The 26,113-nt window shown below is 69.6% G+C and carries 22 protein-coding genes; 12 read left to right on the top strand and 10 right to left on the bottom strand.

The features are described 5' to 3' along the window. Position 1 precedes the first annotated feature (1 nt). Positions 2–1,162, top strand: coding sequence for a histidine kinase dimerization/phospho-acceptor domain-containing protein (locus F0U44_RS16860; protein ID WP_149729527.1), 1,161 nt, complete (start codon positions 2–4; stop codon positions 1,160–1,162). A 40-nt stretch (positions 1,163–1,202) separates the two neighbouring features. Beyond that, the gene (locus F0U44_RS16855; RefSeq protein ID WP_188113529.1) at positions 1,203–2,405 is read left to right on the top strand and encodes a sensor histidine kinase; all 1,203 of its coding nucleotides are present in this window, start codon (positions 1,203–1,205) and stop codon (positions 2,403–2,405) included. Between the two features lie 21 nt (positions 2,406–2,426). On the opposite strand, the gene F0U44_RS16850 is transcribed toward F0U44_RS16855, so the two are convergent. The 9 genes from F0U44_RS16850 to F0U44_RS16810 form a co-directional block, all read right to left on the bottom strand. Next, on the bottom strand, positions 2,427–3,278 hold the full coding sequence (locus F0U44_RS16850; RefSeq protein ID WP_149729525.1) for a hypothetical protein: 852 nt from the start codon (positions 3,276–3,278) through the stop codon (positions 2,427–2,429). Positions 3,279–3,381: 103 nt separating this feature from the next. Continuing rightward, on the bottom strand, positions 3,382–4,260 hold the full coding sequence (locus F0U44_RS16845) for a hypothetical protein (protein ID WP_149729524.1): 879 nt from the start codon (positions 4,258–4,260) through the stop codon (positions 3,382–3,384). 47 nt (positions 4,261–4,307) lie between these two features. Then, the gene (locus tag F0U44_RS16840) at positions 4,308–4,973 is read right to left on the bottom strand and encodes a thymidine kinase (RefSeq protein ID WP_149729523.1); all 666 of its coding nucleotides are present in this window, start codon (positions 4,971–4,973) and stop codon (positions 4,308–4,310) included. A gap of 19 nt (positions 4,974–4,992) precedes the next feature. Then, the gene (locus F0U44_RS16835; RefSeq protein WP_149729522.1) at positions 4,993–6,222 is read right to left on the bottom strand and encodes a hypothetical protein; all 1,230 of its coding nucleotides are present in this window, start codon (positions 6,220–6,222) and stop codon (positions 4,993–4,995) included. Then, positions 6,219–6,746 (bottom strand): SigE family RNA polymerase sigma factor, encoded by a 528-nt coding sequence (locus tag F0U44_RS16830; protein ID WP_149729521.1) that lies wholly within the window; start codon positions 6,744–6,746, stop codon positions 6,219–6,221. Before F0U44_RS16830 ends, F0U44_RS16835 begins: the two co-directional genes overlap by 4 nt. Before the next feature lie 104 nt (positions 6,747–6,850). Next, positions 6,851–8,476, bottom strand: coding sequence for a calcium-binding protein (locus tag F0U44_RS16825; RefSeq protein WP_149729520.1), 1,626 nt, complete (start codon positions 8,474–8,476; stop codon positions 6,851–6,853). A 91-nt stretch (positions 8,477–8,567) separates the two neighbouring features. Beyond that, complete coding sequence (locus F0U44_RS16820; RefSeq protein WP_246160578.1) at positions 8,568–9,704, bottom strand: alkaline phosphatase family protein; 1,137 nt, start codon at positions 9,702–9,704, stop codon at positions 8,568–8,570. Next, positions 9,701–10,294 (bottom strand): DUF5998 family protein, encoded by a 594-nt coding sequence (locus F0U44_RS16815; RefSeq protein WP_149729519.1) that lies wholly within the window; start codon positions 10,292–10,294, stop codon positions 9,701–9,703. Before F0U44_RS16815 ends, F0U44_RS16820 begins: the two co-directional genes overlap by 4 nt. A 17-nt stretch (positions 10,295–10,311) precedes the next feature. Continuing rightward, entirely contained in the window at positions 10,312–13,017 is a 2,706-nt protein-coding gene (locus F0U44_RS16810; protein ID WP_149729518.1) for a bifunctional acetate--CoA ligase family protein/GNAT family N-acetyltransferase, read from the bottom strand. A gap of 75 nt (positions 13,018–13,092) precedes the next feature. Here F0U44_RS16810 and F0U44_RS16805 point away from each other — a divergent pair, with 75 nt between their 5' ends. Genes F0U44_RS16805 through F0U44_RS16790 form a run of 4 tightly spaced genes read left to right on the top strand, consistent with a single transcriptional unit; the run spans position 13,093 to position 18,559 of the window. Continuing rightward, entirely contained in the window at positions 13,093–15,570 is a 2,478-nt protein-coding gene (locus F0U44_RS16805; protein ID WP_149729517.1) for a DNA gyrase/topoisomerase IV subunit A, read from the top strand. A 4-nt stretch (positions 15,571–15,574) separates the two neighbouring features. Then, a complete protein-coding gene (locus tag F0U44_RS16800) occupies positions 15,575–16,333 on the top strand; it encodes an LppX_LprAFG lipoprotein (RefSeq protein ID WP_149729516.1) in 759 nt (252 codons plus the stop codon). Next, positions 16,330–18,051 (top strand): MFS transporter, encoded by a 1,722-nt coding sequence (locus F0U44_RS16795; protein WP_149729515.1) that lies wholly within the window; start codon positions 16,330–16,332, stop codon positions 18,049–18,051. Before F0U44_RS16800 ends, F0U44_RS16795 begins: the two co-directional genes overlap by 4 nt. Before the next feature lie 13 nt (positions 18,052–18,064). After that, positions 18,065–18,559, top strand: coding sequence for a beta-class carbonic anhydrase (locus tag F0U44_RS16790; RefSeq protein ID WP_149729514.1), 495 nt, complete (start codon positions 18,065–18,067; stop codon positions 18,557–18,559). Positions 18,560–18,572: 13 nt separating this feature from the next. Here F0U44_RS16790 and F0U44_RS16785 read toward each other — a convergent pair whose 3' ends face one another. After that, on the bottom strand, positions 18,573–20,678 hold the full coding sequence (locus F0U44_RS16785; protein WP_149729513.1) for a DNA gyrase/topoisomerase IV subunit B: 2,106 nt from the start codon (positions 20,676–20,678) through the stop codon (positions 18,573–18,575). Positions 20,679–20,920: 242 nt separating this feature from the next. On the opposite strand from F0U44_RS16785, the gene F0U44_RS16780 reads away from it, so the two are divergent. The 6 genes from F0U44_RS16780 to F0U44_RS16755 all read left to right on the top strand — a co-directional run bounded on the left by F0U44_RS16780 (position 20,921) and on the right by F0U44_RS16755 (position 26,109). After that, positions 20,921–21,151 carry a DUF7455 domain-containing protein gene (locus tag F0U44_RS16780; RefSeq protein WP_149729512.1) on the top strand — a complete coding sequence of 77 codons (231 nt, stop codon included), beginning with the start codon at positions 20,921–20,923 and terminating at the stop codon, positions 21,149–21,151. Between the two features lie 95 nt (positions 21,152–21,246). Beyond that, positions 21,247–22,095: an EamA family transporter gene (locus F0U44_RS16775; protein WP_149729511.1), complete on the top strand. Its 849-nt coding sequence runs from the start codon at positions 21,247–21,249 to the stop codon at positions 22,093–22,095. 88 nt (positions 22,096–22,183) lie between these two features. Further along, complete coding sequence (locus tag F0U44_RS16770; protein WP_223163728.1) at positions 22,184–24,181, top strand: glycosyltransferase family 2 protein; 1,998 nt, start codon at positions 22,184–22,186, stop codon at positions 24,179–24,181. After that, positions 24,181–24,513, top strand: a complete 333-nt coding sequence (locus F0U44_RS16765) for an STAS domain-containing protein (protein ID WP_149729509.1) — start codon at positions 24,181–24,183, stop codon at positions 24,511–24,513. The genes F0U44_RS16770 and F0U44_RS16765 overlap by 1 nt, the downstream gene beginning before the upstream one ends. Beyond that, complete coding sequence (locus F0U44_RS16760; protein WP_149729508.1) at positions 24,503–24,916, top strand: ATP-binding protein; 414 nt, start codon at positions 24,503–24,505, stop codon at positions 24,914–24,916. The genes F0U44_RS16765 and F0U44_RS16760 overlap by 11 nt, the downstream gene beginning before the upstream one ends. 11 nt (positions 24,917–24,927) lie before the next feature. Then, positions 24,928–26,109: a PP2C family protein-serine/threonine phosphatase gene (locus tag F0U44_RS16755; RefSeq protein ID WP_188113528.1), complete on the top strand. Its 1,182-nt coding sequence runs from the start codon at positions 24,928–24,930 to the stop codon at positions 26,107–26,109. Positions 26,110–26,113: the final 4 nt, after the last annotated feature.

Here is a 26,113-nt window from a genome sequence, read left to right as displayed (position 1 = left end):
GGTGCGCGAGCGCCTCGTCGCCGCCTTCGTCGGACTGACGATCGTCGTCGTCGGTCTCTACGGCATCCCGCGCGCCTACGTCCTTGCCGACCTGGTCCGCGACCAGGAGCAGAGCCGGATCGACCGCACCGCCGACCTGGTGTCGGTCGCCGTCGAGGAGCGCCGCGACGCTGACCTCAAGGTCGACGTCGACTTCCTCGACTCCCTCGCTGACGACGGCGAGGGCATCATCGTCTGGGCGCCGTCCGGCAAATCAGTCCGTACGACGGACTACAGCGACCCCAGCGGCAACGACATCTCCGCGCGGGTGGAGACCGACGGCGGCACGGTGATCGTGACCCTCGAGGGCGACCGGGTCGGTGACGACATCGCCGAGGCCATCCTCCCGCTGGTGCTCCTGGGCCTCCTCCTCGTGCTCCTCGCCGGCGCCGCGGGCTACCTGTTGTCACGTCGGATCGCCCGCCCGTTCCAGGACCTCGCCGTGGCCGCCCGTGGCCTCGGCGCCGGGCAGTTCCACCCCGACCTCCCCGACTCCAAGGTGCCCGAGGCGCGCGAGATCGCAGCCGGCCTCCGCAGCAGTGGGCGTCAGCTCGACGAGCTGCTCCAGCACGAGCGCGACATCGCCGTGCACGCCTCCCACGAGCTGCGGACCCCGATCACCGCGTTGCGCCTCGAGCTCGAGGACCTGTCGCTGTGGCCCGAGACCCCGGAGAGCGTCAACGCCCAGCTCCAGCTCGCGATCGGGGAGCTCGACCGGTTGTCCGCAGCCGTCAACGACCTCCTCGCAGTGTCGCGGAGCCACAGCGCGGCGGCCGAGATCGACCTCGACCTCGATGCGCTCATCGCCGACACCGTCGCCCGAGTGGCCGAGCTGGGCCGGCGCGTCACCCACGTGCCCAGCGGACCGTTGCCGACCCACCTCGACCCTTCCCCGGTCGTGAAGGCACTGGAGCTCTTGGTCGGAGGCGGCAGCGAGGTGCGCGCCAGCGATCGCGGCACCCACCTGGAGATCTCGATCACGACGGGTGGCCAGGACGCCGCCGTCGCCTCGCGTCACCGTGGCCCAGCGTCCGACCTGGTCGCCGCGGCCGGCGGGTCCCTGACCCAGACCACGGACGGCGTTCTCGTGCGCCTGCCGAAGCGACCCGTTGCCGACCACTGACCGGCTTGGCTTCGTCAGCGCCGTGGGTAAAGATCAGCCCGTGGCCCCGACGACGAGCACCGCAGCAGACGTTGCCATCGCCCGCTACCGGGCCCTCGAGCAACCGGGGGGCCGCGACCTGCAGGCGCTGGCCGAGCTCGCCGCGCTGGTGTGCGACGTCCCCAACGCCGCGATCAACCTGATCACGCGTGACCACCAGCACCAGATCGCAGCGGCCGGCATCGACCCGTCGGTGTGCTCCCGCGACGACTCGATGTGCGCCGTCGTGCTGGACAGCATCGAGCCCGTGGTCTGCTCGGACGCGAGCGAGGACCCGCGCTTCGCCACCAACCCGTTCGTCTCCGGCGAGATCGACAAGGTCAGGTTCTACGCCTCGGCGCCCCTGATCACGCCCGAAGGCACCATCATCGGGCGGCTGTGCGTCTTCGACACCGAGCCGCACGAGCTCACCCCCGACAAGGCGATCCTCCTCAACGGGCTCGCCGCGCGCGTCCTCGACGTCCTCGAGCTGCGGCTGCGCACCCAGCAGCTCGAAGAGTCCCTGCAGGAGCTCACCCGCACCCAGGAGGAGCTCACCCGCTCCAACGAGCTGCTGTCCCTCTTCGCCGGCCAGGTCAGCCACGACCTGCGCTCGCCGCTGACGGCGGTGCTCGCCAACGCCGAGCTGCTCGCGACCGAGCCGGCCGTCACCCAGGATCCGGCGGTCGCCGAGCTCGTCCACGCCACCACCAAGGCGGGCCACCGGATGGCTGCGATGATCGACACGATCCTCGGCTACGCGAAGGTCGGCGCCTCACTCGAGCGCACGCGAGTGCGCCTCGACGCGGTGCTGGACCACGTCCTCGACGACCTCTCCCCCCTCCTGAAGGACCGGTCGGCGCAGGTCGAGCGGGCCGCGCTGCCCGAGGTCGCGGGCGACGTGGACCAGCTCTACGCCGTACTCCTCAACCTGCTGACCAATGCCGTGAAGTTCACCCCCGGCGACCGCACCCCCGTGATCACCGTGGATGCCGCGCGCACCGGCAACAATTGGCGGGTCTCCGTGACCGACAACGGCCGCGGCATCCCCGCCGACCAGCGTGAGTCGGTGTTCGAGCTGCACAGCCGTGTCGACCGGTCCGTCGAAGGCTCCGGCATCGGCCTCGCGACCGCCCGCCGTGCGGTCGAGGCACACGGTGGGCGGATCGGCGTCGAGGACGCGACCGACGGCGGCACCACGGTGTGGTTCACGCTGCCGGCGTGACCACCTCCGCCACCCTCGGCATCAGTGGAAGGTGTGGATCCGGACCGGCATGTCGGTGATCACGGGTGAAGCGGCGCCGCTCAGGTTGCAGAGCACCACCCTCAGGGTGCTGGCCGACGAGACCTGGGTCGCGTAGAGGAAAACGCCGTTCGGCATGTCGCCCTTGGGGGTGATCACCGCGGCGTCCCCAGCCGTCGCGCCGCCGATCGACAACGTCGACTCGGTACACCTGCCGTTGGAGATCGACCCGTAGGACACGGTGCCATTGCTCGTCCCGCCGCCCGCGATGTCGGACATGGTCAGGCTGTCGTTGGCAACGTCGCTTCCGGTCAGGCTGCTGTTGGCGACCTCGGCCGAGCCCACCGCTCCATCGACGACCTCGCTGGAGCCGACAGAGTTGCTCGCCAGGTCGTCAGAGAAGAGGCTGTTGTCGCTGATCTCCCCGCTGTCGATGCTGTTGTCCGCGATCTCCGTCGCGTTGACCGAGTCGGTGGCGAGATCGTTGAAGGTCAACGACTCGTTGAGAACATCGAGAGATCCCACGGCTCCGTCGAGGATCTGGCCGGCTCCGATCGAGTCCGCGGCGAGGTCGGCGCCGGACAGGCTGCCGTCGAGGACCTGGGCACTGGTGAGGCTCTCCGCCTGGATGTCCTGCGCCCACACGCCACCGTTGAGGATCTTGCCGGTGTTGACCGCGTTGACCGCGAGATCGGCGTTCTTCACCTCGCCGTCGACGATGTCGGTCGAGAAGACGGTGTCAGCGGCGTAGGCCGTTCCGGTGCCGAGCGCGAGTACGAGCGCTGCCGTGGACGCGATGTTGGCGTAGCTGAGCCGGGGCCGGGGCACCCGGCGCAGCATCGAGAGAGCAGACATGACGGAACCTTCCGAGTGGGGGCGGTGACCACGCCCATCGTGGCCATCGGCGGCTCCGTGCGGGGACCGTCTCACCGGCAATTGAGCCAGACTTGAGACCTCCTCAGCGGAACGTCACGACCCGTACCGGCATGTTCGTCACGGCCGGCGAGACCGACCCGCTGAGGTTGCAGATCACTGCCCTCATCGAGCTTGCCGAGACGACCTGCGTGCCGTAGACGAACACGCCGTCGGGCATGTCGCCCTTGGTGGTCAGCACCACGACGTCGCCGGCGGTCGCCCCAGAGATCGTGAGAGTGACCTCGGTGCACCTGCCCTGCGCAATCGAGCCGAAGGAGATCTGGCCGTTGGCCCCGCCGCCGGCGACATCGGTCATGGTGAGGCTGTCGTTGCCGACGTCCGCGCCGCCGAGCGAGCTGTCGGCGACGTCGAACGAGGTGAGCGAGCCGTCGGCGACCTCGCTGGTGCCGACCGAACCGACGGCGAGATCGGTGCTGATGATGCTTTCCGTGACGATCTCGCCACTGCCGACGCTCTCGTCCTGGATCTCACTCGCGCCGACACCGTCGGTGTGGATGTCCTCGGCGGTCACCGTCTCGTCGATGATGTCCGAGCTGAAGACCGAGTTGATCTTGAGCTCGGTCGAACCGACCGAGTCAGGAAGCAGGTGCCAATCCGCGATCGAGTTGGCCGCCAGATCAATCCCCGAAAGGCCACCGTCGGCGACCTGCTGGCCGGTGATGGTCTCGTCCTTGACGTCTTGGCCCCAGACGCCCTGGTTGATGATCTTGCCGGTGTTGACGGAGTTGGTCGCGAGGTCGGCGTTCTTCACCTCGCCATCGACGATGTCTGTTGAGAAGACGGTGTCGGCCGCATAGGCCGTGCCGGTGCCCATCGCGATCACCAGAGCAGCGGTCGAGGCGATGTTGGCGTAGGTCAGCCGGGGACGCGGCAGACGCTGGGCGAGGCGAAGAGGAGACATAGCGGTGCCTTCCGTGAGGGGTCGGTGCCCTCATCCTCGCGACGGCCTCAGCCGAAGGGAAGCGGGTCCGGGGCGAGCGAGACCGCCCTGGCCCGCGCTGCGGTGAGGCCGCGGCGGTGGTGCTGGCGGCAGAGCACCTCGTAGGAGACGACGCTGGGCTCGTCCTGGGGCACGTCCTGGGGTACGTCGACGTCTCCCACCACGATCACCTCACCCTCGGTGACCATCACACCGTCCTCGGTGCGGGCGTTGTGGGTCGCACGCTTGCCGCACCAGCACAGCGCTTCGACCTGCAGCAACTCGGTGCGGTCGGCCAGCTCGACGAGGCGGGCCGAGCCCTCGAAGAGCCGGGTGCGGAAGTCGGTCAGGATGCCGAAGCAGAAGACGTCGATCTGGAGCTCGTCGACGATCTTCGCCAGCTGGTCGATCTGGTCACGCGTGTAGAACTGCGCCTCGTCACAGACGAAGTAGTCGATCCGGGCGCCCTGCGTGAGCGCGTCGACAGTCTCGCGCCAGAAGTCGTAGTCGGGCGTCACCTCACGGGCCTCGGCGGTGAGGCCGAGCCGGGAGGAGACCGTTGCCACGCCTGCCCGGTCGTGGGAGGTGTAGAGCCGACCGATGCGGCCCCGGGCCGCATGGTTGTGGTTGGTCTGCAGCGCCAGCGTCGACTTCCCCGCGTCCATCGTGCCCGTCCAGAAGGTCAGCTCTGCCACGCGGTGGATCCTGCCAGAACTACTCCGGGCGCTCGGTGCTGGACTCCACGGGCGCTTCCGCGCTCGCCTCCTCGGAGGTCATCGAGGCGCTGTCCTCGCCGCCGAAGGTGAAGAGCGGAAGGAGCCCGAACGACGGAAGGGCGACCCGGTTGTCCTCGGAGATGGCGACCGTCGCGATGTCGGTGCACTCCCCCGAAGGCACGACGCACCGCGCGAGCCCGATGTGGTCGTCGCCGCCAGCACCGCCCAGGTCGTCCTGCACCTCGGTGATGACCATCAACGTCTCGTTGTCGAGCCACTCATAGCCGACAGCGTCGCTGGTGGTCCCGACGTCGAGCCCGACCTGACGACCCGACCGCACGTCCCAGACGATCGGAGCGTCGATGCCGGCCGCCCACCGGGCGTCGGGCGACAGGGCGCCGACGGTGCCGATCTCCCTGTAGCCGAGCAGGGTCCCTCCGTCGGGGCCGATCACGTCGGTGCCGAGGTCGCCACCACTCGGCGTCTCCACCCACGTCACGGTGGTGCCCTCTTCGGCGTCGATCACCAGCACCGGCTCGTTCTTGTCACCGAGCGTCTTGGTCTCGCCGGTCACCACGTCGACCACCGTCGTGCCCCGCGCATCCACCCGGTAGACCGTCGACCCGTCGATCGCGAGAAGGAGCCCCGTGTCCAGCGGTTCCTCACCATCGGGGTCGACATGCACAGAGTCGACGAACATCGCACCGGTGGAAATGTCGCGCACCACAAAATCGAGCTGACCCTCGTGGTCCTCGATCCACCCCACCCGGGTGCCGTCAGAGTCACCGATCAGCATGGTCAGCGCGCCGTCGAGGTCTGCCGCAGTCCCGATCCGCTCGCTGCTGGTGCCGTCGAAGACGTAGACGCCGTAGTCGTCACCGATGTATGCGATGTCGTCCTCGGTCCGCGTCATGCTGATGACGTCGACGCCCAGGTCGTAAGTGCGGTCGGGCGTGTGCAGGACGCTCCCCTCGGTCCACAACGGCGCGTCGGTCCTGAAGGTGGTGTCGGAGAAGTCGGCCTTGTCGTCGCGATCGCTGCCGGCCAGCAGCACGGTCCCCGTGGCGATGACTGCCACGACGGCCAGTCCGACCGCTCCGGTGAGCACTCGCCGTCGCCGTACGGCCCGGTCGCCGGCCGAGGTGATCGCATCGAGGTCGGGAGACACGAAGTCCTGGTCGACCATCCCGGTCACCTCGTCCATCAGGTTCTTCAGCTTCTCGGTCATGCCGCACCTCCTGCGGGCATCAGGTCGTCGAGGTCCACGGCATCACCCAGCAGGATGCGCAGCTTGGCGAGCCCGGCCGAGACCTGGCTCTTCACGGTGCCGACGGCGCAGTCCATCGCCGCAGCCGTCTGTGCCTCGGTGAGGTCGTCGTAGAACCGCAGCACGATCGCGGCTCGCTGGCGCGGCGGCAGCTGCTGGAGAGCCTGCATCAGCGCGGTCCGGTCGGCGACGTGGTCGGCGTGGCCGGCATGGGTGCCCTCCGGCACGACACCGGTGGGGCGCTCGCCCTTCCAGCCCTTCCTGCGGAACCAGGTGATCGCGGTGTTGGTGATCACCTTGCGGGTGTAGGCCTCGGCGTTGCCGGCGTCACGCAGCCGCGGCCAGGCGACGTAGGTCTTGGTGAGGGCCTCCTGCACGAGGTCCTGCGCGAGCCCGACGTCACCGACCATCAGATAGGCCGCACGGTGCAGCGCCCCCGATCGCGTGGCGACGAACTCTGCGAACGCAGCCCGGTCCCGAGCCATCCCGCCTCCTCAGCAGCAGCGGGGCTGGGTGCCCCGTCAACCACCCTGACGACGCGAGGTCACCGAATGGTTCGGTCACAGCACATCACGCGTGCCATCCGGGGCTACTCCAAGAACGTCACAACTCGCTTGACCTGCGTGGTCTGCCCGTTGCCGGTCAACGTAAAGGTGACCGAGCAGCGCAGGCTGCCCCGCGCCGCGACGACCGCCTTCCCGTCCGCGTTGAGCTGGAGGAGGAGGTTGCCCGCCGCCTGCGAAGCCAGGGTCACACCGCCCGTCCCGACGACCTTGGTGGTCGTGGCGGTCGCCGACACGGTGACCGGGAACCTGCTGTTGTTCGTGAGGTTGAACGTGCCGACCCCGTTGGCGTCGAGCTGATAATCCGCGGTCGTAGGTACGACCACGTTGGGCTTTGCCGGCTGCACCTTCGTCAACGACTCGCAGATGCTCAGGGCGTCGACAGCCACGACGTCACCGGTGTCGACTCGTGCGATGTCCGCGTCCTGCCCGCAAGAGATCGTGTCGACGGTGTTGTCGACCGCCTGAATGGTGTCGTTGCCGTTGCCACCGAAGACCTGGTCAGAGCCTTCCTGACCATCGATCGCGTCGTTGCCGCTCCCGCCGTTGAGCTCGTCGTTGCCGGCGCCGCCGTAGATCTTCTCGTCCGCGGACGAACCGGTGACGTCATCGGCTCCGTCGCCCCCGCGCAGGATGGTCACGCCGTCGCTGCCACTCCCCTGGATCACGTCGTTGCCCCCACCGCCGTCGACGACCACCGGGCCATCGGCGAACTCGACCCGGAGGAAGTTAGGCCCGTCGTTGCCCGTCATGGTGAGCGAGCCGAAGTCGCGGAGGTCGGGTGCGGTCGCGTTCTCCACGTCGCCGAGCGGGCCGATGTTGTCCTTCTCGCCCGCCGGGCCGTCGTTGGCGAGGTTGTCCAGGGCGATCTTGAAAGAGGTGTCGTTCTCGCGGTAGCCGACGTAGGACGCCATGTCGACCCCGTCGCCGCCGTTGACGACGTCACGACCGCCCTGGGCCCAGAGCGTGTCGTTGCCGGCATCGCCGTTGACGATGTCGTTGCCGTCCGTCAAGGAGTAGGAGCTGCTCCCGCTGTCGCCGTAGACCTCGTCGTTGCCGATGCCGCCCGACACGGTGTCGTTGCCGTCACCACCCATCACCCGGTCGTTGCCGGCGTCGCCGAGGAGGGTGTCGTTGCCACCGTCGCCGCGGACCTGGTAGTCGTCGCCCGCACCACCCTCGACCCGGTCGACACCGGAGTCACCGGAGACGTAGTCGCGTCCGCCGTCGCCGTAGATCTTGTCGTTGCCCCCGCCGCCGTTGATGTCGTCATCGCCATCGCCCGCGTGCACCTCCAGTGGCACCACGATGCCGTCCGCGGCACTCGCGTAGTCGTCGCCCGAGCCGCCGTGGACGACGATCTTGACCACGCCCGCGCAGTCCAGGTAGGTGGTGCCGCCGTACAGGAACACACAGCCGGCGGGGGCCGAGGTCCACCCGGCGTTGCCGAACGTCAGGTTGCCCGGCGTGTTGCTCGACGGCGACACGATGAAGTTGAGCGGGACCGTCCCCACCGTCACGGTGAACAGCCCACCGCTGCGCGTCAGCGTCGGTCCGGCCGCGGCGTGCGCCGCAGGTCCCGTCGCGACGAGGCCCACCCCGCCGACGAGCGCGACGACGGTGGAGGCAAGCAGTCGAAGTGTTGGTCCCATGCGTCGAAAGTAAAGACGGGTCTTTACCTGAGCATCGGAGAACGACCCGATTGGGTCCTCCGGTCTAGACCGGACGCGAGCCGCGTCGGCGTCAGTCGACCAGGATCGGGATCAGCATCTCGTCGTCGGTCAGAGAACCGTGCATCCCGATGAGCTTGGTCTCGTAGGGGAACCCGTCGGTCGACAAGACGGCCGCGTCACCCCGGCAGGCGACCACGACGTCACCGATGCGCGGCAGCACGGCCGGGTCGACAGGCCCGAACCAGCCACGACCGACGGCCTCGGCGCGGGTCATCACCTCGGCCCGCTCCCCGAGCGTCTCGCGCCAGGTGGCGACGACGTCGGGCACGGCTCCACCGACGCAGTAGAGGTGCCGGAACCGCGCTTCGCCACCGATGAGGGCGATGCCCGACGCCAGGCACTCGTCCTCGGCCACGTCGATCCGGTTGTCGGCGGGTACGTCGACCATGCCGTGGTCGGCCACCACGAGCAGGCGACGGTCGCGCGGCAGCGCCTCGCGCAGCTGCTCGGCCTCGTGGTCGATCATCGCCAGCTGCTGGAGCCAGTGGCTGGAGTCGACGCCCCAGCGGTGGCCGGTCCAGTCGAGGTCGCCGTCGTAGACGTAGGTCAGCGAAGGCGGGTCGGCCGAGGCCGCCACGACTGCTGCGATCCGCTCGCCGACCCGGTCGACCCCGACGTAGTCGGCGCCGCGGTGGGCGGCGACGGTGAGCCCGCTGCCGTAGAACTCACGCTTGTTGACCACGCTCACCCGGACGCCCATGGCCTGGAGCCGCGAGAACGCCGTCTGGTGGGGTTGCCACTCCAGCGGGTCGATGTCGACGTCCCAGAGCAGGGCGTTGAGGAGGTCGTCGGTGCCTGGCACCCGGGTGGTGAAGCCGACCAGGCCGTGTCCACCGGGCACCATGCCGGTGCCGAGCGAGGTCAGGCTCGTCGACGTCGTCGACGGCACGCCGGCCGTACCGGTGGTCGAGGTCGCCAGCAGGGAGGCGAGGTAGGGAGCCACCTCCGCGTGCCGCCGCAGCAGGTTGGCACCCAGTCCGTCGATCAGGAAGACGACGTAGGAGGGTGCGCCCGGCAGGTCGAGCCCGGTGGGTGCCGGACCGAGCCCGTGACCGAGGGCGGCAGCGACGGCCGGGACGACGTCGCCCAGCGATCGGTCACCGTAGGCAGGCTCGCAGAAGCCGCCCACCGGCTGTGGCGCGCTCACCCGCGTGTGCGCGCGGACAGCGAGGCGGCGAAGGACAACAGACCCCCCACGGCGTCGTTGCCGTCGGCCGCCGCGGAGACGCGGAGCGAGAAGTCGTCAGAGGCGAGCGTGCCGGTGTAGCCGTGGTCGGCGTCGCACTGCGGGTCGTTGCAGCCCGCGGGCTCGAGGTCGACCCGGTGGACGGCGCCCCAGCCGATGGTGAGGACCGCTTCGGCGGGCGGCTGCGGGCCAGCGGTGGGGTTGGTCGTCATCCGGGTGACGACGACCGAGGTCACCGCGCTGAGGCTGACGGCCTCCGTCGACGTCGAGGTGTAGGGCTCGGGCAGGAGGTCGTCGCCGGCGTGCTCGTCGGTGTGGGCGAGGATCAACCGCGAAGGCGTCAGCACGATCACGCTCTGGTGGCGACGGACCTCGTCGCGCTCGAAGGTCGGCTCGTGGTGCACGTAGAACGACACGACCTGCTCGCCGCCGACGGCCTCGGTCACCGCGTCCGCGACGACCTCGGGGTAGTAGCCGGTGCGGTCGATCGCCGTCCGCAGCTCAGCAGCTCGGTCCCGGTCCTCGGAGGTACGGGCGCGCAGGTCAGGCATGACCGCATCCTGTCACGTCAGTCAGGGAGGGTCGCGCCGACGTCGGGCAGGCGTCGTACGAAGGAGTCCGGACGTGGGTCCCGCACCGGCGCCACGCGAGCCGCGGCCGTCAGCACCGTCACCCCGTCGACACCCGACAGCGCGAGGGACAGCTCCAGCGCGCTGACCTCGGGGAGGTCGTTTTGGAGGTGGGCGACCTTCGTGATCAGCTGCTCGATCGCGCCTACGTCGACCGGCCGTGCGCCGCGGTAGCCGAAGAGGAGCGGCGAGCTCTTCACCTCGCGGATCATCGACGCGACGTCGTGCTCACCGAGCGGCGGGATCCGGTAGGACCAGTCGCCGAGCAGCTCGATGATCGGGCCGGAGATGCCGAAGGAGACGACGGGCCCGAAGAGCGGGTCCTCGAACGACCGGATCGAGATCGGTACGCCGGCCGGTGCGTTCTTCTGCACGACGAACGCCGCCGCAGCCGGATCGGGGACGAAGGCCGTGAGCGTGCCCCAGGCCTCCTTCATCTCGCTCGCGGAGTCGATGTTGCGCCAGACGTGCTGGCGGTCGGGCCGCTCGCGCACGGAGGCGGCGGTCGCCTTGAGCACCACGTCCCAGTCGAGGTCCTTGGCGGCCGCCTGGGCCTCCTTGAGCGAGGCGACCGGCACGACCGGCCAGAGGTCGATGTCGTAGGTGGCGAGCAGCTCGGTGAGCTGCTCGCGGTCCAGCAGGACCTCCTCGGGGCGGTCGAGCAGGATCCGTTGCACCAGCTGCCGTGCCGCCGCAGGATCGACGTCGCCCGGGTCGGTGGGGGCGCCGTCGGGCGTCCGCAGCCACACGGCGTAGTCGACGACCCGCGCGAGGGCGCGGACAGCGGCCTCGACGGCCGGGTAGGAGGGCACCGAACCGCGGCCGGCAGTCGATCCCGCGACATCGGGCACCCGCAGCAGCTCGGGGATGCCCTCGGCGCCGAGGAAGGAGGAGACGAGCGGCTTGTCGGACTGCTCCCCCACGGCCGCCAACACGTTGGCGACCTCGTCGCCGGTCACGTGGAGGGGCGGGATGTAGACGGCGACGACCGAGTCGATGTCGGGATCGTCGATCGCCTCGTCGAGCGCGTCCTCGAAGTCCTCGGCCGTCGCGTCGGCGCCGAGGGCGACCGACCGGTTGACGACGAGGCCGACGGCGGCAGCCGCGTCGGCGGCCAGGAGCCCCAGCGCGTCGGAGTTGCCGACAATGGCAACCCGACGACCGCGCGGCAGCGGCTGGTGTGCCAACAGCTGCGCGACGTCGAACATCTCCTCCAGGGTGTCGACCTGGATCACGCCCGCCTGGCGGAACATCGCATCGACGGCCGCCTGCGGCGCGTCGATGCGACGCACCGTGTGCCCCATCGGGACGCCTTGGGTGGTGCGGCCGGAGCGCACGGCGACGATCGGCTTGCGCAGGGAGACCCGGCGGGCGATGCGGGAGAACTTGCGCGGGTTACCGATCGACTCGAGATACATCATCACGACCTCGGTGGCGTCGTCCTCCTCCCAGTACTGGAGGAGGTCGTTGCCGGAGACGTCGGCGCGGTTGCCCGCGCTGACGAAGGTCGAGATGCCGAGACCACGGTTCTTGACCTTCTCCAGGATCGCCGAGCCGAGGGCGCCGGACTGGCAGAAGAACCCCGCCCGCCCGCGGGCCGGCATGACCGAGGACAGCGAGGCGTTGACCGACACAGTGGGGTCGGTGTTGATGACGCCCAGGCAGTTGGGCCCGATCAGGCGCAGGCCGTAGGACCGGGACAGGCCAACCAGGTGCCGCTGCCGGCGGCGACCCTCGTCGCCGGTCTCGGCGAAGCCCGAGGAGATCACGATCAGGCCGTGGACGCCCTTGGCCGCGCAGTCGAGCACGACGTCGGTGACGGCGTCGGCGGGGACCGCGACGATCGCGACGTCGACCTCGTCGGGGATGTCGTTGACCGACTTGTAGGCCGGCATCCCGCTCACGGCGTTGGCCGACGGGTTGACGACGTAGACGCGACCGGCGAAGTCGGCGTTGACCAGGTTGCGCACGAGCAGCTGACCGATGGTGTCCTGCCGCCGACTGGCGCCGACGATCGCGACCGAGGCGGGATGGAAGAAGCGGTGGATCGAGGCCGACTCGGCGACGTGCTCCCGGTTGTGCATCACGCCGATGGCGGTGTCGGTGGGGTCGATCGGGAACTCGAGGGTGATCACGCCGTCGGCGTAGCCGCTCGCGACCCGGTAGCCGGCGTCGCGGAAGGTCTGGATCATCCGGCTGTTGTCCGGCAGCACCTCGGCCAGGAACCGCTCGACGCCGCGCTCGCGGCCCGCCTGGGCCAGGTGCTCCAGCAGGAGCTGGGCGATGCCACGGCCCTGGTGCTGGTCCTCGACCAGGAAGGCGACCTCGGCCTCCTGCGGGGCGACCACGTCGTAGCGCCCCACGGCGATCATCCGGCCCTGGAGCAGCATCACGAGCGCGACCCGCTGGTGGTGGTCGACGTGCGTGAAGCGCCGTACGTCGCGCTCGGAGAGCGTCGGCATCGGCGAGAAGAAGCGGTAGTACTTCGACTGGTCCGAGACGCGGGAGTAGAACTCGACCATCAGCTGCTCGTCGTCGGCCCGGATCGGCCGGATGTGCGCGGTCCGCCCGTCGCGCAGGATGACGTCGCTCTCCCAGTGTGCTGGAGGCGGCTTGATCTCCTGGGTGGGCGTCCCGTCCGTCACGGACTCAATCTAGCGGGGGCCCGACCCGGCGAGCCCTCCGGTGGACGGTCGGACCGGCCAGGGAGAATGGCGCCCATGGCACGGCGTACGACGACTCCCCCACCGGAAGACTTCGAGGAGCACATCCTCGACACCGACATCCGTGACGAGATGCAGTCGTCCTTCCTGGAGTACGCCTACTCGGTCATCTACTCCCGGGCTCTGCCCGACGCGCGCGACGGCCTCAAGCCGGTGCAGCGGCGCATCCTCTACACGATGAACGACATGGGCCTGCGGCCCGACCGCGGTCACGTCAAGAGCGCCCGCGTCGTCGGTGAGGTCATGGGCCGGCTGCACCCCCACGGCGACAGCGCCATCTACGACGCCCTGGTCCGGATGGCCCAGCCGTGGTCGATGCGGGTGCCCTACATCGACGGACACGGCAACTTCGGCTCGCCCGACGACTCCCCCGCGGCCATGCGTTACACCGAGTGCCGGATGGCTCCCGCCGCGACGGCGATGACCGACTCGATCGACGAGGACACCGTCGACTTCCGGCCCAACTACGACAGCCGTGAGCTGGAGCCGACCGTCCTCCCGGCGGCGATCCCCAACCTCATCGTCAACGGCACGACGGGCATCGCGGTCGGCATGGCGACCAACATGGCCCCCCACAACCTGGTCGAGGTCGTCCAGGCGCTGCGCCATCTCATCAAGCACCCCGGCACCGACGTCGACGGCCTGATGCGGTTCATCCCGGGTCCCGACCTGCCCACCGGCGGCAAGATCGTCGGGCTCGACGGCATCCGCGACGCCTACGAGACCGGCCGCGGCACCTTCCGCATGCGGGCGACCGCGCGCGTGGAGACGATCGGTCGCCGCAAGGGCATCGTGGTGACCGAGCTCCCCTACGGCGTCGGCACCGAGAAGGTCATCGAGCGGATCAAGATCCTGGTGCAGGGCAAGAAGATCCAGGGCATCGCCGACATGAAGGACCTCACCGACCGGCAGCACGGCCTGCGCCTGGTGATCGAGGTCAAGAACGGTTTCGTGCCCGAGGCGTTGCTCGAGCAGCTCTACAAGCAGACGCCGATGGAGGACACCTTCGGCATCAACAACGTCGCCCTCGTCGACGGCCAGCCGCGGACGATGGGCCTGAAGGAGATGCTGACGGTCTTCCTCGACCACCGCTACAACGTCGTACGCCGTCGGTCGCTCTTCCGTCGCAACAAGAAGGCCGACCGCCTGCACCTGGTCGACGGCCTCCTCATCGCACTGCTCGACATCGACGAGGTCATCCAGGTCATCCGGACCAGCGACGACTCGGCCGCGGCGAAGGAACGACTCATGTCGGTCTTCGACCTGTCCGTCGCCCAGGCCGACTACATCCTCGAGATGCAGCTGCGGCGCCTGACCCGCTTCTCCCGGATCGAGCTGGAGAAGGAGCAGGAGACGCTGCGCCGCGAGATCGAGGAGCTCGACGCGATCCTCGCCGACGAGAACCTGCTGCGCAGCGTCGTCAGCGACGAGCTCGCCGAGGTGGCCAAGACCTACGGCACGCCACGTCGCACCGTGCTGCTCGAGTCGGCTGGCACAGCGGCGGTGACGGCGGCGGCCGTGCCGCTCGAGGTGCCCGACGACCCTTGCTTCGCCCTGCTCTCCTCGACGGGACTGATGGCCCGCACCAACAGCGCCGAGCCGGTGGGCACGGGCGGGTCCCGCGCCAACCACGATGTCGTCGTCTCCGCCGTTGCGGCGACCGCGCGCGGCGAGATCGGCGTCCTCACCTCCGCAGGGCGGCTGATGAAGGTCGGCGTACTCGACCTGCCCGCGATCCCGCCCTCGGCCAACGAGTCCAACCTCCAGGGCGGGGTGCCGCTGACCGAGATCCTCTCCCTCGCCCCGGGCGAGCGGGCCCTGGCGCTGTGCACCCTGGCGACCGACGGCCCGGGGCTGGCCCTCGGCACCAAGCAGGGCGTCGTCAAGCGGGTCAACCCCGAGGTCCTCGGCAAGGACGAGTGGGACGTCATCGGTCTCAAGGACGGCGACGAGGTCGTCGGTGCCGTGCAGCTCCGCACAGGTGACGAGGAGCTGTGCTTCGTCACCTCCGACGCCCAACTGCTCCGCTTCTCCGCCTCCGGCGTGCGGCCGCAGGGCCGGTCCGGTGGCGGCATGGCCGGGGTCCGCGTCACCGACCGCGAACGGGTCGTGTGGTTCGGCGCGCTCGACCTGCCGTCCTACGAGGGCGCCGTCCTCGTCACCGCGTCGGGGTCGTCCACCGCACTCCCGGGCACCGAGCCGGGTGCCCTGAAGGTGACCGACTTCGCCGAATACCCCGGCAAGGGTCGGGCCACGGGCGGCGTGCGCTGCCACCGCTTCCTCAAGGGCGAGGACACACTGATCTTCGCCTGGGCCGGACCTTCGCCGGCACGCGGAGCCGCAGCGAGCGGCGCCCCGATCGACCTCCCCGAGGCGACCGGAAAGCGCGACGGCTCCGGGATCCCGGGCAGTCAAGCGCTCGCGGCGTGTGCCGGACCGTTGGCCAGCGTGCTGACCTCCCCTGTGTCAGGGTGACGCCATGACCCGTCGCTCCACAGTTGTCCGGCGCCTCGCCGCCGCGGTCCTGGTCGGTGGCGTGGCCACCGCGTCGTTCTCCGCCTGCTCCGGCGGGGACGACCCCGTCACGGAGAACAAGAAGCTCGACGACGACGGCGACGGCAAGGTCACGCCTGAGGAGGTCATGGCAGGCGCCAAGGCCAAGCTCGATGACACCAGCGGCGTCCAGGTCAGCCTCAGCACCGACGACGAGCCCAGCGACGGCGACTACCTCGCCTCGGCCGAGGGCGTCATCATCGCCGACCCTGCCGCCTTCGACGGCGAGGTCGCCGGCCGCGTCATGGGCGTCGACGCTGCCGACATCCCCGTGATCTCGGCCGACGGCACCCTCTACGTCAAGGTGCCCGTCCTCGGCTGGCAAGACGTCGACCCCAACGACTTCTGCGCCCCCGATCCCGCCCAGCTCCTCGACCCCGAGAAGGGCGTCTCCCCGTTGCTGACCGCGACCGAGGACCTCGAGGCCGGCGACAGTGAGCTCGGCGGCGACGACAACAAGGAGACGCTGACCCCGTTCACGGGCACGCTGCCCGGCGACGCCGTCCGCAACATCCTCCCCTGCGCCAAGGGTGACACCTTCGACGCGACCTACCGGATCAACAGCGACGGCGAGCTGACCCAGGCGGAGATCACCGGCGAGTTCTTCTCGGGCGAGGACGCGATCACCTACACCATCGATGTCGAGGACTACGGCGTCGAGCAGGAGATCTCGGCACCCGAATGACCACGGCACCGGACCGGCGTTCCCGGCTGCTGCTGGCCTTCTGCGCAGCAGCCGTCGCGTTCGCTGCGGTCGACACCTATGTCGTGGTGCTCGCGCTGCCCGACATGATGGCGGCCGTCAGCATCCCCGTCGACGAGCTCCAGCGAGCGGCCCCGATCGTGTCGGGCTTCTTGCTCGGCTACGTCGCGATGCTGCCGCTGATCGGCCGGATCGCCGACCTGCGCGGTCAGGTGCCCGTGCTCGCTGCCTCGCTGGTGGTCTTCGCGGTCGGCTCCCTGGTCACGACCATCTCCTACGACCTCACGACGATGGTCATCGGCCGCTTCCTCCAAGGTGCCGGTGGCGGCGGTCTGGTCCCGGCGACCATGGCGCTCGTCGCCGCGCTCTACCCGGTCGAGGACCGCGGGGTCCCGCTCGGCATCGTGTCGGGTGTCCAGGAGATCGGCAGCGTCATCGGGCCGCTCTTCGGCGCCGTCGTCCTCGCCTTCGGGTCCTGGCGCACGATCTTCGCGATCAACCTCGCTGTAGGGGTCCTGCTGGCGGTGGCGGTCCGCGCCTTGTGGCGTGCGGAGTCACCCGCCGACAGCAGCGCACCGAGACCGAGGCCCGACCTGCTGGGCGGGCTGCTGGCTGTCGCACTCCTGGGGGCGCTCTTCGTCGCCTTCGTGCAACCGGTCGAGCTCAAGCGCGACCTGACCTACGGCCAGCTCTTCATCCCCTACGTCGACGGCGGCAGCCGCTGGGTGACGCCGATCGGCCTCATCACCGCCGCGGCAGCGGTGCTGCTGCTGGCGAGGTGCCTGTTCGCGAAGCGCCCGCTGGTCGACCTGCGCGGCTGGTACCGCTCGGCCCGCGACGCCGATCTCGTCGGCGCCGCGCTCCTCGCACTGGCCCTGGCCGGAGTGGTGCTGGCCTTCGCGAGCGCTGATCCCGAGCAAGCGGTGTTCAACCCGAAGGGCGGTTGGTTCCTCCTCGGCTCGGCCATCGCGGCTGCGGCCTTCGTGCTCCACCTGGTCCGCGCCGATGCTCCGATCGTGCCGCGGGCGGCGTTGGCGGCGGTCCCTGCCTGGGGATCCCTGGCCGTCAGCTTCCTGATCGGCTGGGCCCTCATCGCCGCGCTGGTCGACATCCCGCTGTTCGCCCGTACGACGACCTTCCGCGACTCCCAGCTCGGTGCGGCCCTCGTGCTGTTGCGCTTCCTCGTCGCGCTCCCGGTCGGCGCGGTGGTGGGCGGCTACCTGGTCCGACGGCTCCCCGCGGGCGTCATCACCGCGATCGGCATGGTGCTCGCCTCCGGCGGCTTCCTCTGGATGGCGCAGTGGGACGCCACCAGCCTCGACGGCTTCGCGTCCAACGTGCCTCTCGTGCTCGGCGGCCTGGGCTTCGGGCTCGCCCTCGCTCCGGTCAACGCCGCCATGCTCTCCACGACCGCACACGACACCCACGGGCTCGCGAGCGCCCTCGTGGTGGTGGCCCGGATGGTCGGCATGCTGGTCGGCATCTCGGTGCTCACCACCTGGGGCCTGCACCGGCTCCACGTCGAGCACGTGGCCGACCCCGACCTCGGCCTCACCGACCTGGCGATCGTGCAGGAGCACTCGGTGTTCACGGGCGCTGCCGCGGCCGCACTCCTTGCCGGGGTCGTCGCCTTGCTGCTCTTCCGCCGCGCACCGACCCGAGGGCTGGACACCTCCGAGGTCCTGCGCACCGGCGGCTAGATAACCTTGGTCCGTGGCCAACTTCGACGACCTGCTTGCGGCGAACCGCGACTTCGCTGCCGATTTCGACCTCTCGGGCTTCGACGGCGTCGCTCACGCCGGCGTCGCGATCGTGACCTGCATGGACTCGCGCATCGACCCGCTGCGCACCGTCGGTCTCAAGCCCGGTGACGCCAAGATCCTGCGCAACCCCGGTGGCCGCGTCGACGATCTCACCCTCGACGCCCTGGTGATCTCGGTGCACATGCTCAACGTCAGCCGGATCATGGTCGTCCCTCACACCCGCTGCGCCGTCGCGAGCAACAGCGAGGCCACTCTGCGTGAGCGCCTCGACAACGCCACCGGTCTGGACACGTCCTGGCTGACCCTGCCCGTCACCGACGGCCAGGAGGTCTCGCTGGCGGGCGACGTCCAGCGCGTGAAGGCCCACCCGCTCATCCCCGACACGGTCACGGTCGGCGGGTTCATCTACGACGTCGACACCGGCCTGCTCCAGCAGCTGGTCTGACGCTCGGCGCCGCTCAGGCGTCGAGCGCCTCGACGTCGACCTCGTAGGCGCCCTGCACGATGAACTCCTTGCGAGGAGCGACGTCGGAACCCATGAGCAGCTCGAAAACCTGGGCGGCTTCCTCGGCGTCGTCGACGGTGAGCCGGCGCAGGGTGCGGTGGCGCGGGTCCATGGTGGTTTCGGCCAGCTGGTCGGCGTCCATCTCGCCCAGACCCTTGTAGCGCTGCACCGGGTCCTTCCAGCGGACGTTCTTCTTCTTCAGCTCCGCGAGCTTCCGCTGGAGCTCGTCGTCGGAGTAGGTGTAGACGTACTTCTCCTGGCCCTTGCGGGGGTTGGAGATCTCGATCCGGTGCAGCGGCGGCACGGCGGTGTAGACGCGCCCGGCGTGGACCAGCTCGGGCATGTACTTGAAGAACAGCGTCGCGAGCAGGCACCGGATGTGGGCGCCGTCGGAGTCGGCGTCGGCCATGAAGATGATCCGGCCGTAACGGGCTGCGTCGATGTCGAACGTCCGTCCGGAGCCGGCACCGACCACCTGGATGATCGAGCCGCACTCGGCGTTCTTGAGCATGTCGCCGACCGACGCCTTCTGGACGTTGAGGATCTTCCCGCGGATGGGCAGCAGCGCCTGGAACTCCGAGTTGCGGGCCAGCTTGGCGGTGCCGAGCGCGGAGTCACCCTCGACGATGAAGAGCTCGGTGCGCTCGGCGTCGGCCGCGCGGCAGTCGGCGAGCTTGGAGGGCAGCGTCGAGGACTCGAGGGCGTTCTTACGGCGCTGGGTCTCCTTGTGCTGGCGCGCCGCGATGCGGGTTTTGGCGGCGCCGGCGACCTTCTCCATCAGCAGCTTGGCCTGCGCCTTCTCAGCACGCTTGGTGGAGGCGAGGAAGTCCTTGAGCTGCGCGGCGACGACCTTGCGGACCGAGGCTCGTACGGCGGGCGTGCCCAAGATCTCCTTGGTCTGGCCCTCGAACTGGGGCTCGGCCAAGCGCACCGTGACGACCGCGGTGAGGCCCTCGAGGATGTCGTCCTTGATGACGTCGTCGTCGTTGACCTTCAGGGCCTTCGCTGCGCGCATGGCGTCGTTGAACGTCTTGGTGAGCGCCGCCTCGAAGCCGGCGACGTGGGTGCCACCCTTCGGCGTGGCGATCACGTTGACGAAGGAGCGCAGCTCGGTGTCGTAGCCGGTGTCCCAACGGGCGGCGATGTCGACCGTCAGCTCGCGCTCGACGTCCTGGGGCGTCATGTGACCCTGGTCGTCGAGCATCGGGACGGTCTCGGTGAACGTGTCGGTGCCGGTGATCCGCAGCACATCGGTGACCGGCTCGCCGTGGCTGAGCGCCTCGGCGAACTCCGAGATGCCGCCGTCGTGGCGGATCTTCTCCTCGAAGAGCTCCGGTCCGCGCAGGTCGCGCACAACCAGCTCGAGCCCCGGGACGATGTAGGCCGTCTGCCGCGCCCGGCCGACGAGGCCGTCGAGCTCGAACCGGGCGTCCTTGGTGAAGATCTGCCGGTCGGGCCAGAACCGGATGAGGGTGCCGGTGCGGTCCTTGCCGACCCGCTTGCCCTTGCGGGTGAGCCCGGACTTGGCCTCGAACGCCGCCTTCGGGCCGTCCTCGGCGAAGACCCCCGGGATGCCCCGCTGGAAGGAGAGACCCTGCTGGTTCGGGGCCCGGTCGACGTCGATGTCCATCCGGCTCGACAAGGCGTTGACAACCGAGAGGCCGACGCCGTGGAGACCACCGGAGGCGTTGTAGGAGCCGCCGCCGAACTTGCCACCCGCGTGGAGCTTGGTGGCCACGACCTCGACGCCGGGGAGGCCGGTCTTCGGCTCCTTGTCGGTCGGGATGCCGCGGCCGTCGTCATAGACCTCGACAGAGTCGTCGGGGTGGAGCGTCACCTCGACACGGCGGGCGTGACCGCCGAGCGCCTCGTCGACACCGTTGTCGATGATCTCCCACAAGCAGTGCATCAGGCCCCGGGTGTCGGTCGACCCGATATACATGCCGGGACGCTTCCGGACGGCCTCGAGCCCCTCGAGAACGAGCAGGTGAGCGGCGTTGTAGGTCTTGTCGGTGATGACGGTGCTCCTGGTTGAAACTGGGCTTTCCTGGGTATGAATCTACCTGCGACACGCCGAGGTTCGATGCAGGCACACGGGGATCCCGAGGGACACGATGTGGGGAACCCGACGCCGTAGATAACAAGGATGTTTCGCGACGTGAAAATAGAGTCACTCGCCGCCCTTCGCGTGCTTGGATGGTCGTGGGATTGACCACAAAGAACCGGGAATCTTGGGCCCGGTCGCTACGTTGATCCCGGCACCGACCGATAATTAGGTCGACCGACGAAAGTGAGGCCGACGTGACCACTGCAATCGCACCTTCCGCACCGCTGACGGCAGAAGACCGTTGCGACCGTTGCGGTGCCCAGGCCTACCTCCGCGTCGAGCTCGCCTCGGGCGGCGAGCTGCTGTTCTGCGCCCACCACGCCCGCGAGCACGGCGACCGGCTCAAGGAGATCGCCGTGGCCGTCCACGACGAGACCCACAAGCTGGCCAGCACCCCCGCCGTCGCGCCCGACGACGAGAGCTGATCCGTCCAACAGACCTCGCTGAGGGCCCCGGACACCTGTCCGGGGCCCTCAGCCTTTTCGTAGACAAACGTCTCGCCGACGGGAGGCCGTAGCCGATGGGTGTGGTGCTGGCGCTCGGCGCCGCGGTCGCCTACGGGTTGTCCGACTTCGTCGGCGGCCTCGCCTCACGCCGTACGACGCCGTGGCCGGTCGCCCTCCTCGGCGCGTTCGGCGGCCTGGTCAGCGCAGCGGTCGTCGCGGCCGTCCGCGGTGGCGATCCGGCGAGCGCCGACCTTCTCTGGGGTGCGGCGGCCGGTCTCGGGAGCGGCGCGGGCAGTGTCTTCCTCTATCGCGGGCTGGCCATCGGCCGGATGGGCGTCGTCGCTCCCGTGTCAGCGGTCGGCGCGGCCGTCGTACCGGTGGTCGTCGGACTTGCCACCGGCGAGCGACCGTCGACGCTCACGTTGGTCGGCATCGTGGCGGCGCTCCCGGGGATCTGGCTGGTCGCGCGAATGCCCGAGACCGACACCCGCACGGACACCGACGCGGCGCCGACGCACACCGGGTTCCTCGACGGCGTGCTCGCCGGGCTCGGCTTCGGCCTGCTCTTCGTGGCGCTCGGCCAGGTGCCGGAGGAGGCTGGCTTCTGGCCGCTGACCGTGACGCAGGCCGCATCGCTGGTGACGATCTGCCTGATCGCGAGCGGCCTGCGTGAGGCCTGGCTGCCGACCGCAGCGTCGGAGTGGTGGGGTGCGGTCGCCGGCCTGGTCGCTACCGCGGCCGTCCTGATGTTCCTGCTGGCCACTCAGAGCGGCCTGCTGACCGTCGCCGCAGTGCTGACCTCGCTCTACCCGGCCTTCACGATCCTGCTCGCCGCGGTCGTGCTCCGCGAGCACGTCTTCCGCGGGCAGGCCTACGGACTGGTCCTGTGCGGGGTTGCCGTCGCATTCGTCGCCGCAGGTTGACCCCGGGACCTTAGGGTTGGACCGAAGGATCGAGGACGGGACACCGGCAGGGGGGACGATGCTGGACGGCGCGCCAAGCGCAGAAGCGGTGAGCACGACGCCACGCCGACTCTTCGCCCTCCGGATCGTCACGGTCCTGAGCCTGCTGGCCGGCACCGTCTACCTCGTCTGGCGGTGGGGTTGGTCGGTCAACTGGGACTACTGGTGGATCGCGGTCCCTCTGGTCCTCGCCGAGACCTACGCCCTCATCGACGGCTACCTGTTCGGCTTCACGATCTGGCGCATCAAGCGCCGCGGCGCCGCTCCCCCGCCGAGCCCGGACGCCACCGTCGACGTGTTCGTCACCACCTACAACGAACCCGTCGACCTCGTCATGACGACCGCGCTCGCGGCCCTCGAGATCACCTGGCCGCACCAGACCTACATCCTCGACGACGGCGCCCGGCCAGAGATGAAGGCAGCGGCGGAGGCCGCAGGCATCGGCTATGTCACGCGCACCGACGACTGGGCCGATCGTCCGCGGCACGCGAAAGCCGGCAACCTCAACAACGCCCTGCTGCAGACCAGCGGCGAGTTCCTGATGATCCTCGACGCCGACCAGATCCCGAAGCCGGAGATCCTCGACCGCACCCTCGGCTGGTTCGACGACCCCGAGATGGCGCTGGTCCAGACCCCGCAGTGGTTCAGCAACGTCAGCGCCTCCGATCCGCTCGGCAGCCAGGCGCCGCTCTTCTACGGACCGATCCAGCAGGGGAAGGACGGTTGGAACGCCGCCTTCTTCTGCGGCTCCAACGCGGTGATCCGCCGCGAGGCGCTGATGCGCCTCGGCGTGACCGGCTACGTCAAGGCCGTCGAGTCGGCGGTTCGCGCCGCGCTCGAGGCGTCCGAGCGCATCCTGGCGCGCGCCGCGCGCCGCGCGCGGAAGGGCGACATCGACACCGCTGGCGCGATCAGCCAGGTGCGCGAGGGCGTGCGCACGGCGCTCGCCGACCTCGACGACGGTGCGGCTTACGGCGACGTCACGTTCCGCTTCCAGTCGACCGTGCGCACCGCGAGCCGATCAGTCGTCGACCGCGACCTGGCCGGGATCGCCGCCGACCTCGCCGAGCTCGGTTACACCGATGAGGTCGGCATCACCGCCGACCCGGAGACCGGCATCCCGATGGTTCAGGAGGACGTGCTCCACGAGCTGACCACCCGCGACCTCTCCCCGCTGGCGGCACTCGAAGAGGTCGCCCAGCTGATGCGCAAGGTCGACGTCACCCGCAGCGACGAGGCCCAACCCGTCATGCCGATGGCGATCGTGTCGGTCACCGAGGACATGGCCACCTGCATGGAGCTGCACGCCGCCGGGTGGAAGTCGGCCTACCACCACGAGATCCTCGCGACCGGCCTGGCGCCTGAAGACGTCGGCACGATGCTCAAGCAGCGGCTCCGGTGGGCCCAGGGCACCCTCCAGGTGCTCCTGAAGGACAACCCGCTCAAGAAGCGCGGCCTGACGGCGGGTCAGCGGTTGATGTACTTCGCGACGATGTGGAGCTACCTCTCCGGCTTCGCGGCTCTCGCCTACCTGCTGGCTCCGGTCCTCTACCTGACCGCCGGGGTGCTGCCGGTCCACGCCTACGGACTGACCTTCCTGGCCCTCTTCACGCCGTACTTCCTGCTCAACCAGCTCGTGTTCGGGATCGTCGGCTACGGCGTGCGGACCTGGCGCGGGCACCAGTACTCGCTCGCCCTCTTCCCGATCTGGATCAAGGCATGCACCACGGCCGTCGGCAACGTGTGGTTCGGGCGCGAGCTCGGCTTCATCGTCACGCCGAAGGTCCGCGAGGGCGGCCGACAACCCTTCCCCTGGCGGCTGATCTGGCCGCAGCTGCTCGTGATGGTCCTGCTGACCCTCGCCGTCTTGTCGGGTGTCGTCCAGCTGATGACCACTGACAACCTGAGCGTCATCGGCGTCGGCGTCAACACGATCTGGGTGCTCTACGACCTGATCGTGCTCAGCGTCATCATCGAGGCCGCGCTCTACCGCGCGCCCGAACCCGATCCCATTGAAGATGTGACCAACGAGGAGCTGGTGTCCTGATGCAGATCGAGCAGAGCGAGCGCGACGGCGTGGTGGTGCTTTCGACCTCCGGGCGCTTCAACATGATGTCGGCGCCTCGGGTCAAGACGCGGATCGACGAGACGGTGGCCGCCGGGTCCGCCCGGATCGTCGTCGACCTCTCCGAGGTGGATTTCATCGACTCCTCCGGTCTGGGTGCCCTCATAGGGGGGCTCAAGACCGCGCGCCAGGCGGGCGGTGACCTCCGCATCGCGGCTGCGGGTGAGCAGGTCGTCACCGTCCTCAAGCTGACCAACCTGGACCGGATCCTCACACCCTTCGACACCGTCGAGGACGCGATCCATGAGTGGTGACAGCTACGTCCTCCACGGGTTCGCCGTGCCCGAGGGGGTGGAGGCGCTGCACGACCTGCTCGAGCAGGTCGGCTCCGAGCACCCCGAGGTCGACTCGTCGGACCTGATGCTCTTCGAGACCGCGGTCATCGAGATCGCCAACAACGTCGTCGAGCACGGCCGGCCGCTGGGGAAGGTGCAGTGGCGATTCAGCCTCGACGTGCTCCCCGGCCAGCTCGAGGCCGTGCTCTCCGACTCCGGGGAGGCCTACCCCGGCGACATCGACTACGTCATGCCCGACGAGCTCGCCGAGTCCGGACGGGGCCTGCCGCTGGCCCGGGCGATCCTCGACGAGATCGACTACACCCGTGCGGGCGACGCCAATCACTGGCACCTGGTGCGTCGCCGCGCGGCGAGCAGCTGAGGAGGCACGGAGTGGACAACGAGGCGGAGGACGAGCGGCTCGCCGCCGTACGAGCCCTTAACCTGTTCAACACCCAGCCGGAGGAACGCTTCGACCGGGTCGTCCGGCTGGCTCAACACATCTTCAACATGCCCTACGTGGCGCTCAACCTCATCGGCGAGGAGGAGCAGTTCACCAAGGCCGCCACGGGCAACCTCTTCGGGGCACCGACCTCGAGCATTCCTCGGTCGCAGTCACTGTGCTCGCTGGCGATCGAGAGCGACCGGACCCTGGAGATCACCGACGTCCAGACCGACGAGCGGCTTACCGGGCACCTCGTCGCGGAGGAGGGCAAGGCCGGCTACTACGTCGGCGCTCCCCTGCGGTCGCCGGGTGGTCAGCGCCTCGGGGCCCTCTGCATGGTCGACACCGAGCCGCGCACCGAGCTGTCCGTGGGTCAGCACGCCATGCTCCGCGACCTGGCGAGCTGGATCGAGAAGGAGCTCGCAACGGGCGCCGACCTGGAGCAGGGCGCCGAGCTGCAGCGCAGACTCCTCCCGCGGACCATCCCCGACCTGCCGGGCTGGGACCTGGCAGGTCGATGCGTGCAGGCCGGCGCGGTCGGCGGGGACTTCTTCGACTGGCAAGAGCTCCACCGGTCCGGCGAGGTCCAGATCGTCCTGGCCGATGTCATGGGCAAGGGCGTGCAGGCTGCGCTGCTGGCCGCAGGCGTACGAGCGATCCTGCGCGGCACGACGCCCCACAACACCCTCGGCGCGAGCATCGAGCGGGTCGCGAGCGACATGGACGAGGACCTCAACGAGGTATCCAGCTTCGTCACGATGTTCGCTGCCCGGTTCGGCATCACCGACGGCGCGATGGACTACGTCGACGCCGGCCACGGGCTCGCCTTCCTCGTCGGCCCCGACCGCACCCTGCGGCTGTCCAGCGCCAGCCTGCCCATCGGTGCTCTCCCCGACGACCAGTGGGTCCCGGGACACGACGAGATCCGCCCGGGCGAGGCCCTCGCCGTCGTCAGCGACGGCTTCCTCGACGTCCACGGCAATGCGGCCGCGGTGCTCGACGTCGTCCGGGAAGCGCACGCGGTCACCGAGGACGCAGGCTCGATGGCGTCGTTGCTGGTCGTGCGCGGGATGGACCGCCAGACCACCGACGACGTCACGGTGGTCGTCGTACGGCGAGCCGCGGTCTAACGTG

It is taken from the genome of Nocardioides humilatus, assembly GCF_008373755.1.
Classification (GTDB): Bacteria; Actinomycetota; Actinomycetes; order Propionibacteriales; family Nocardioidaceae; genus Nocardioides; species Nocardioides humilatus.
The sequence above is the reverse complement of the archived record's forward strand: the minus strand, read 5'-3'. Positions and strand labels throughout refer to the sequence as shown.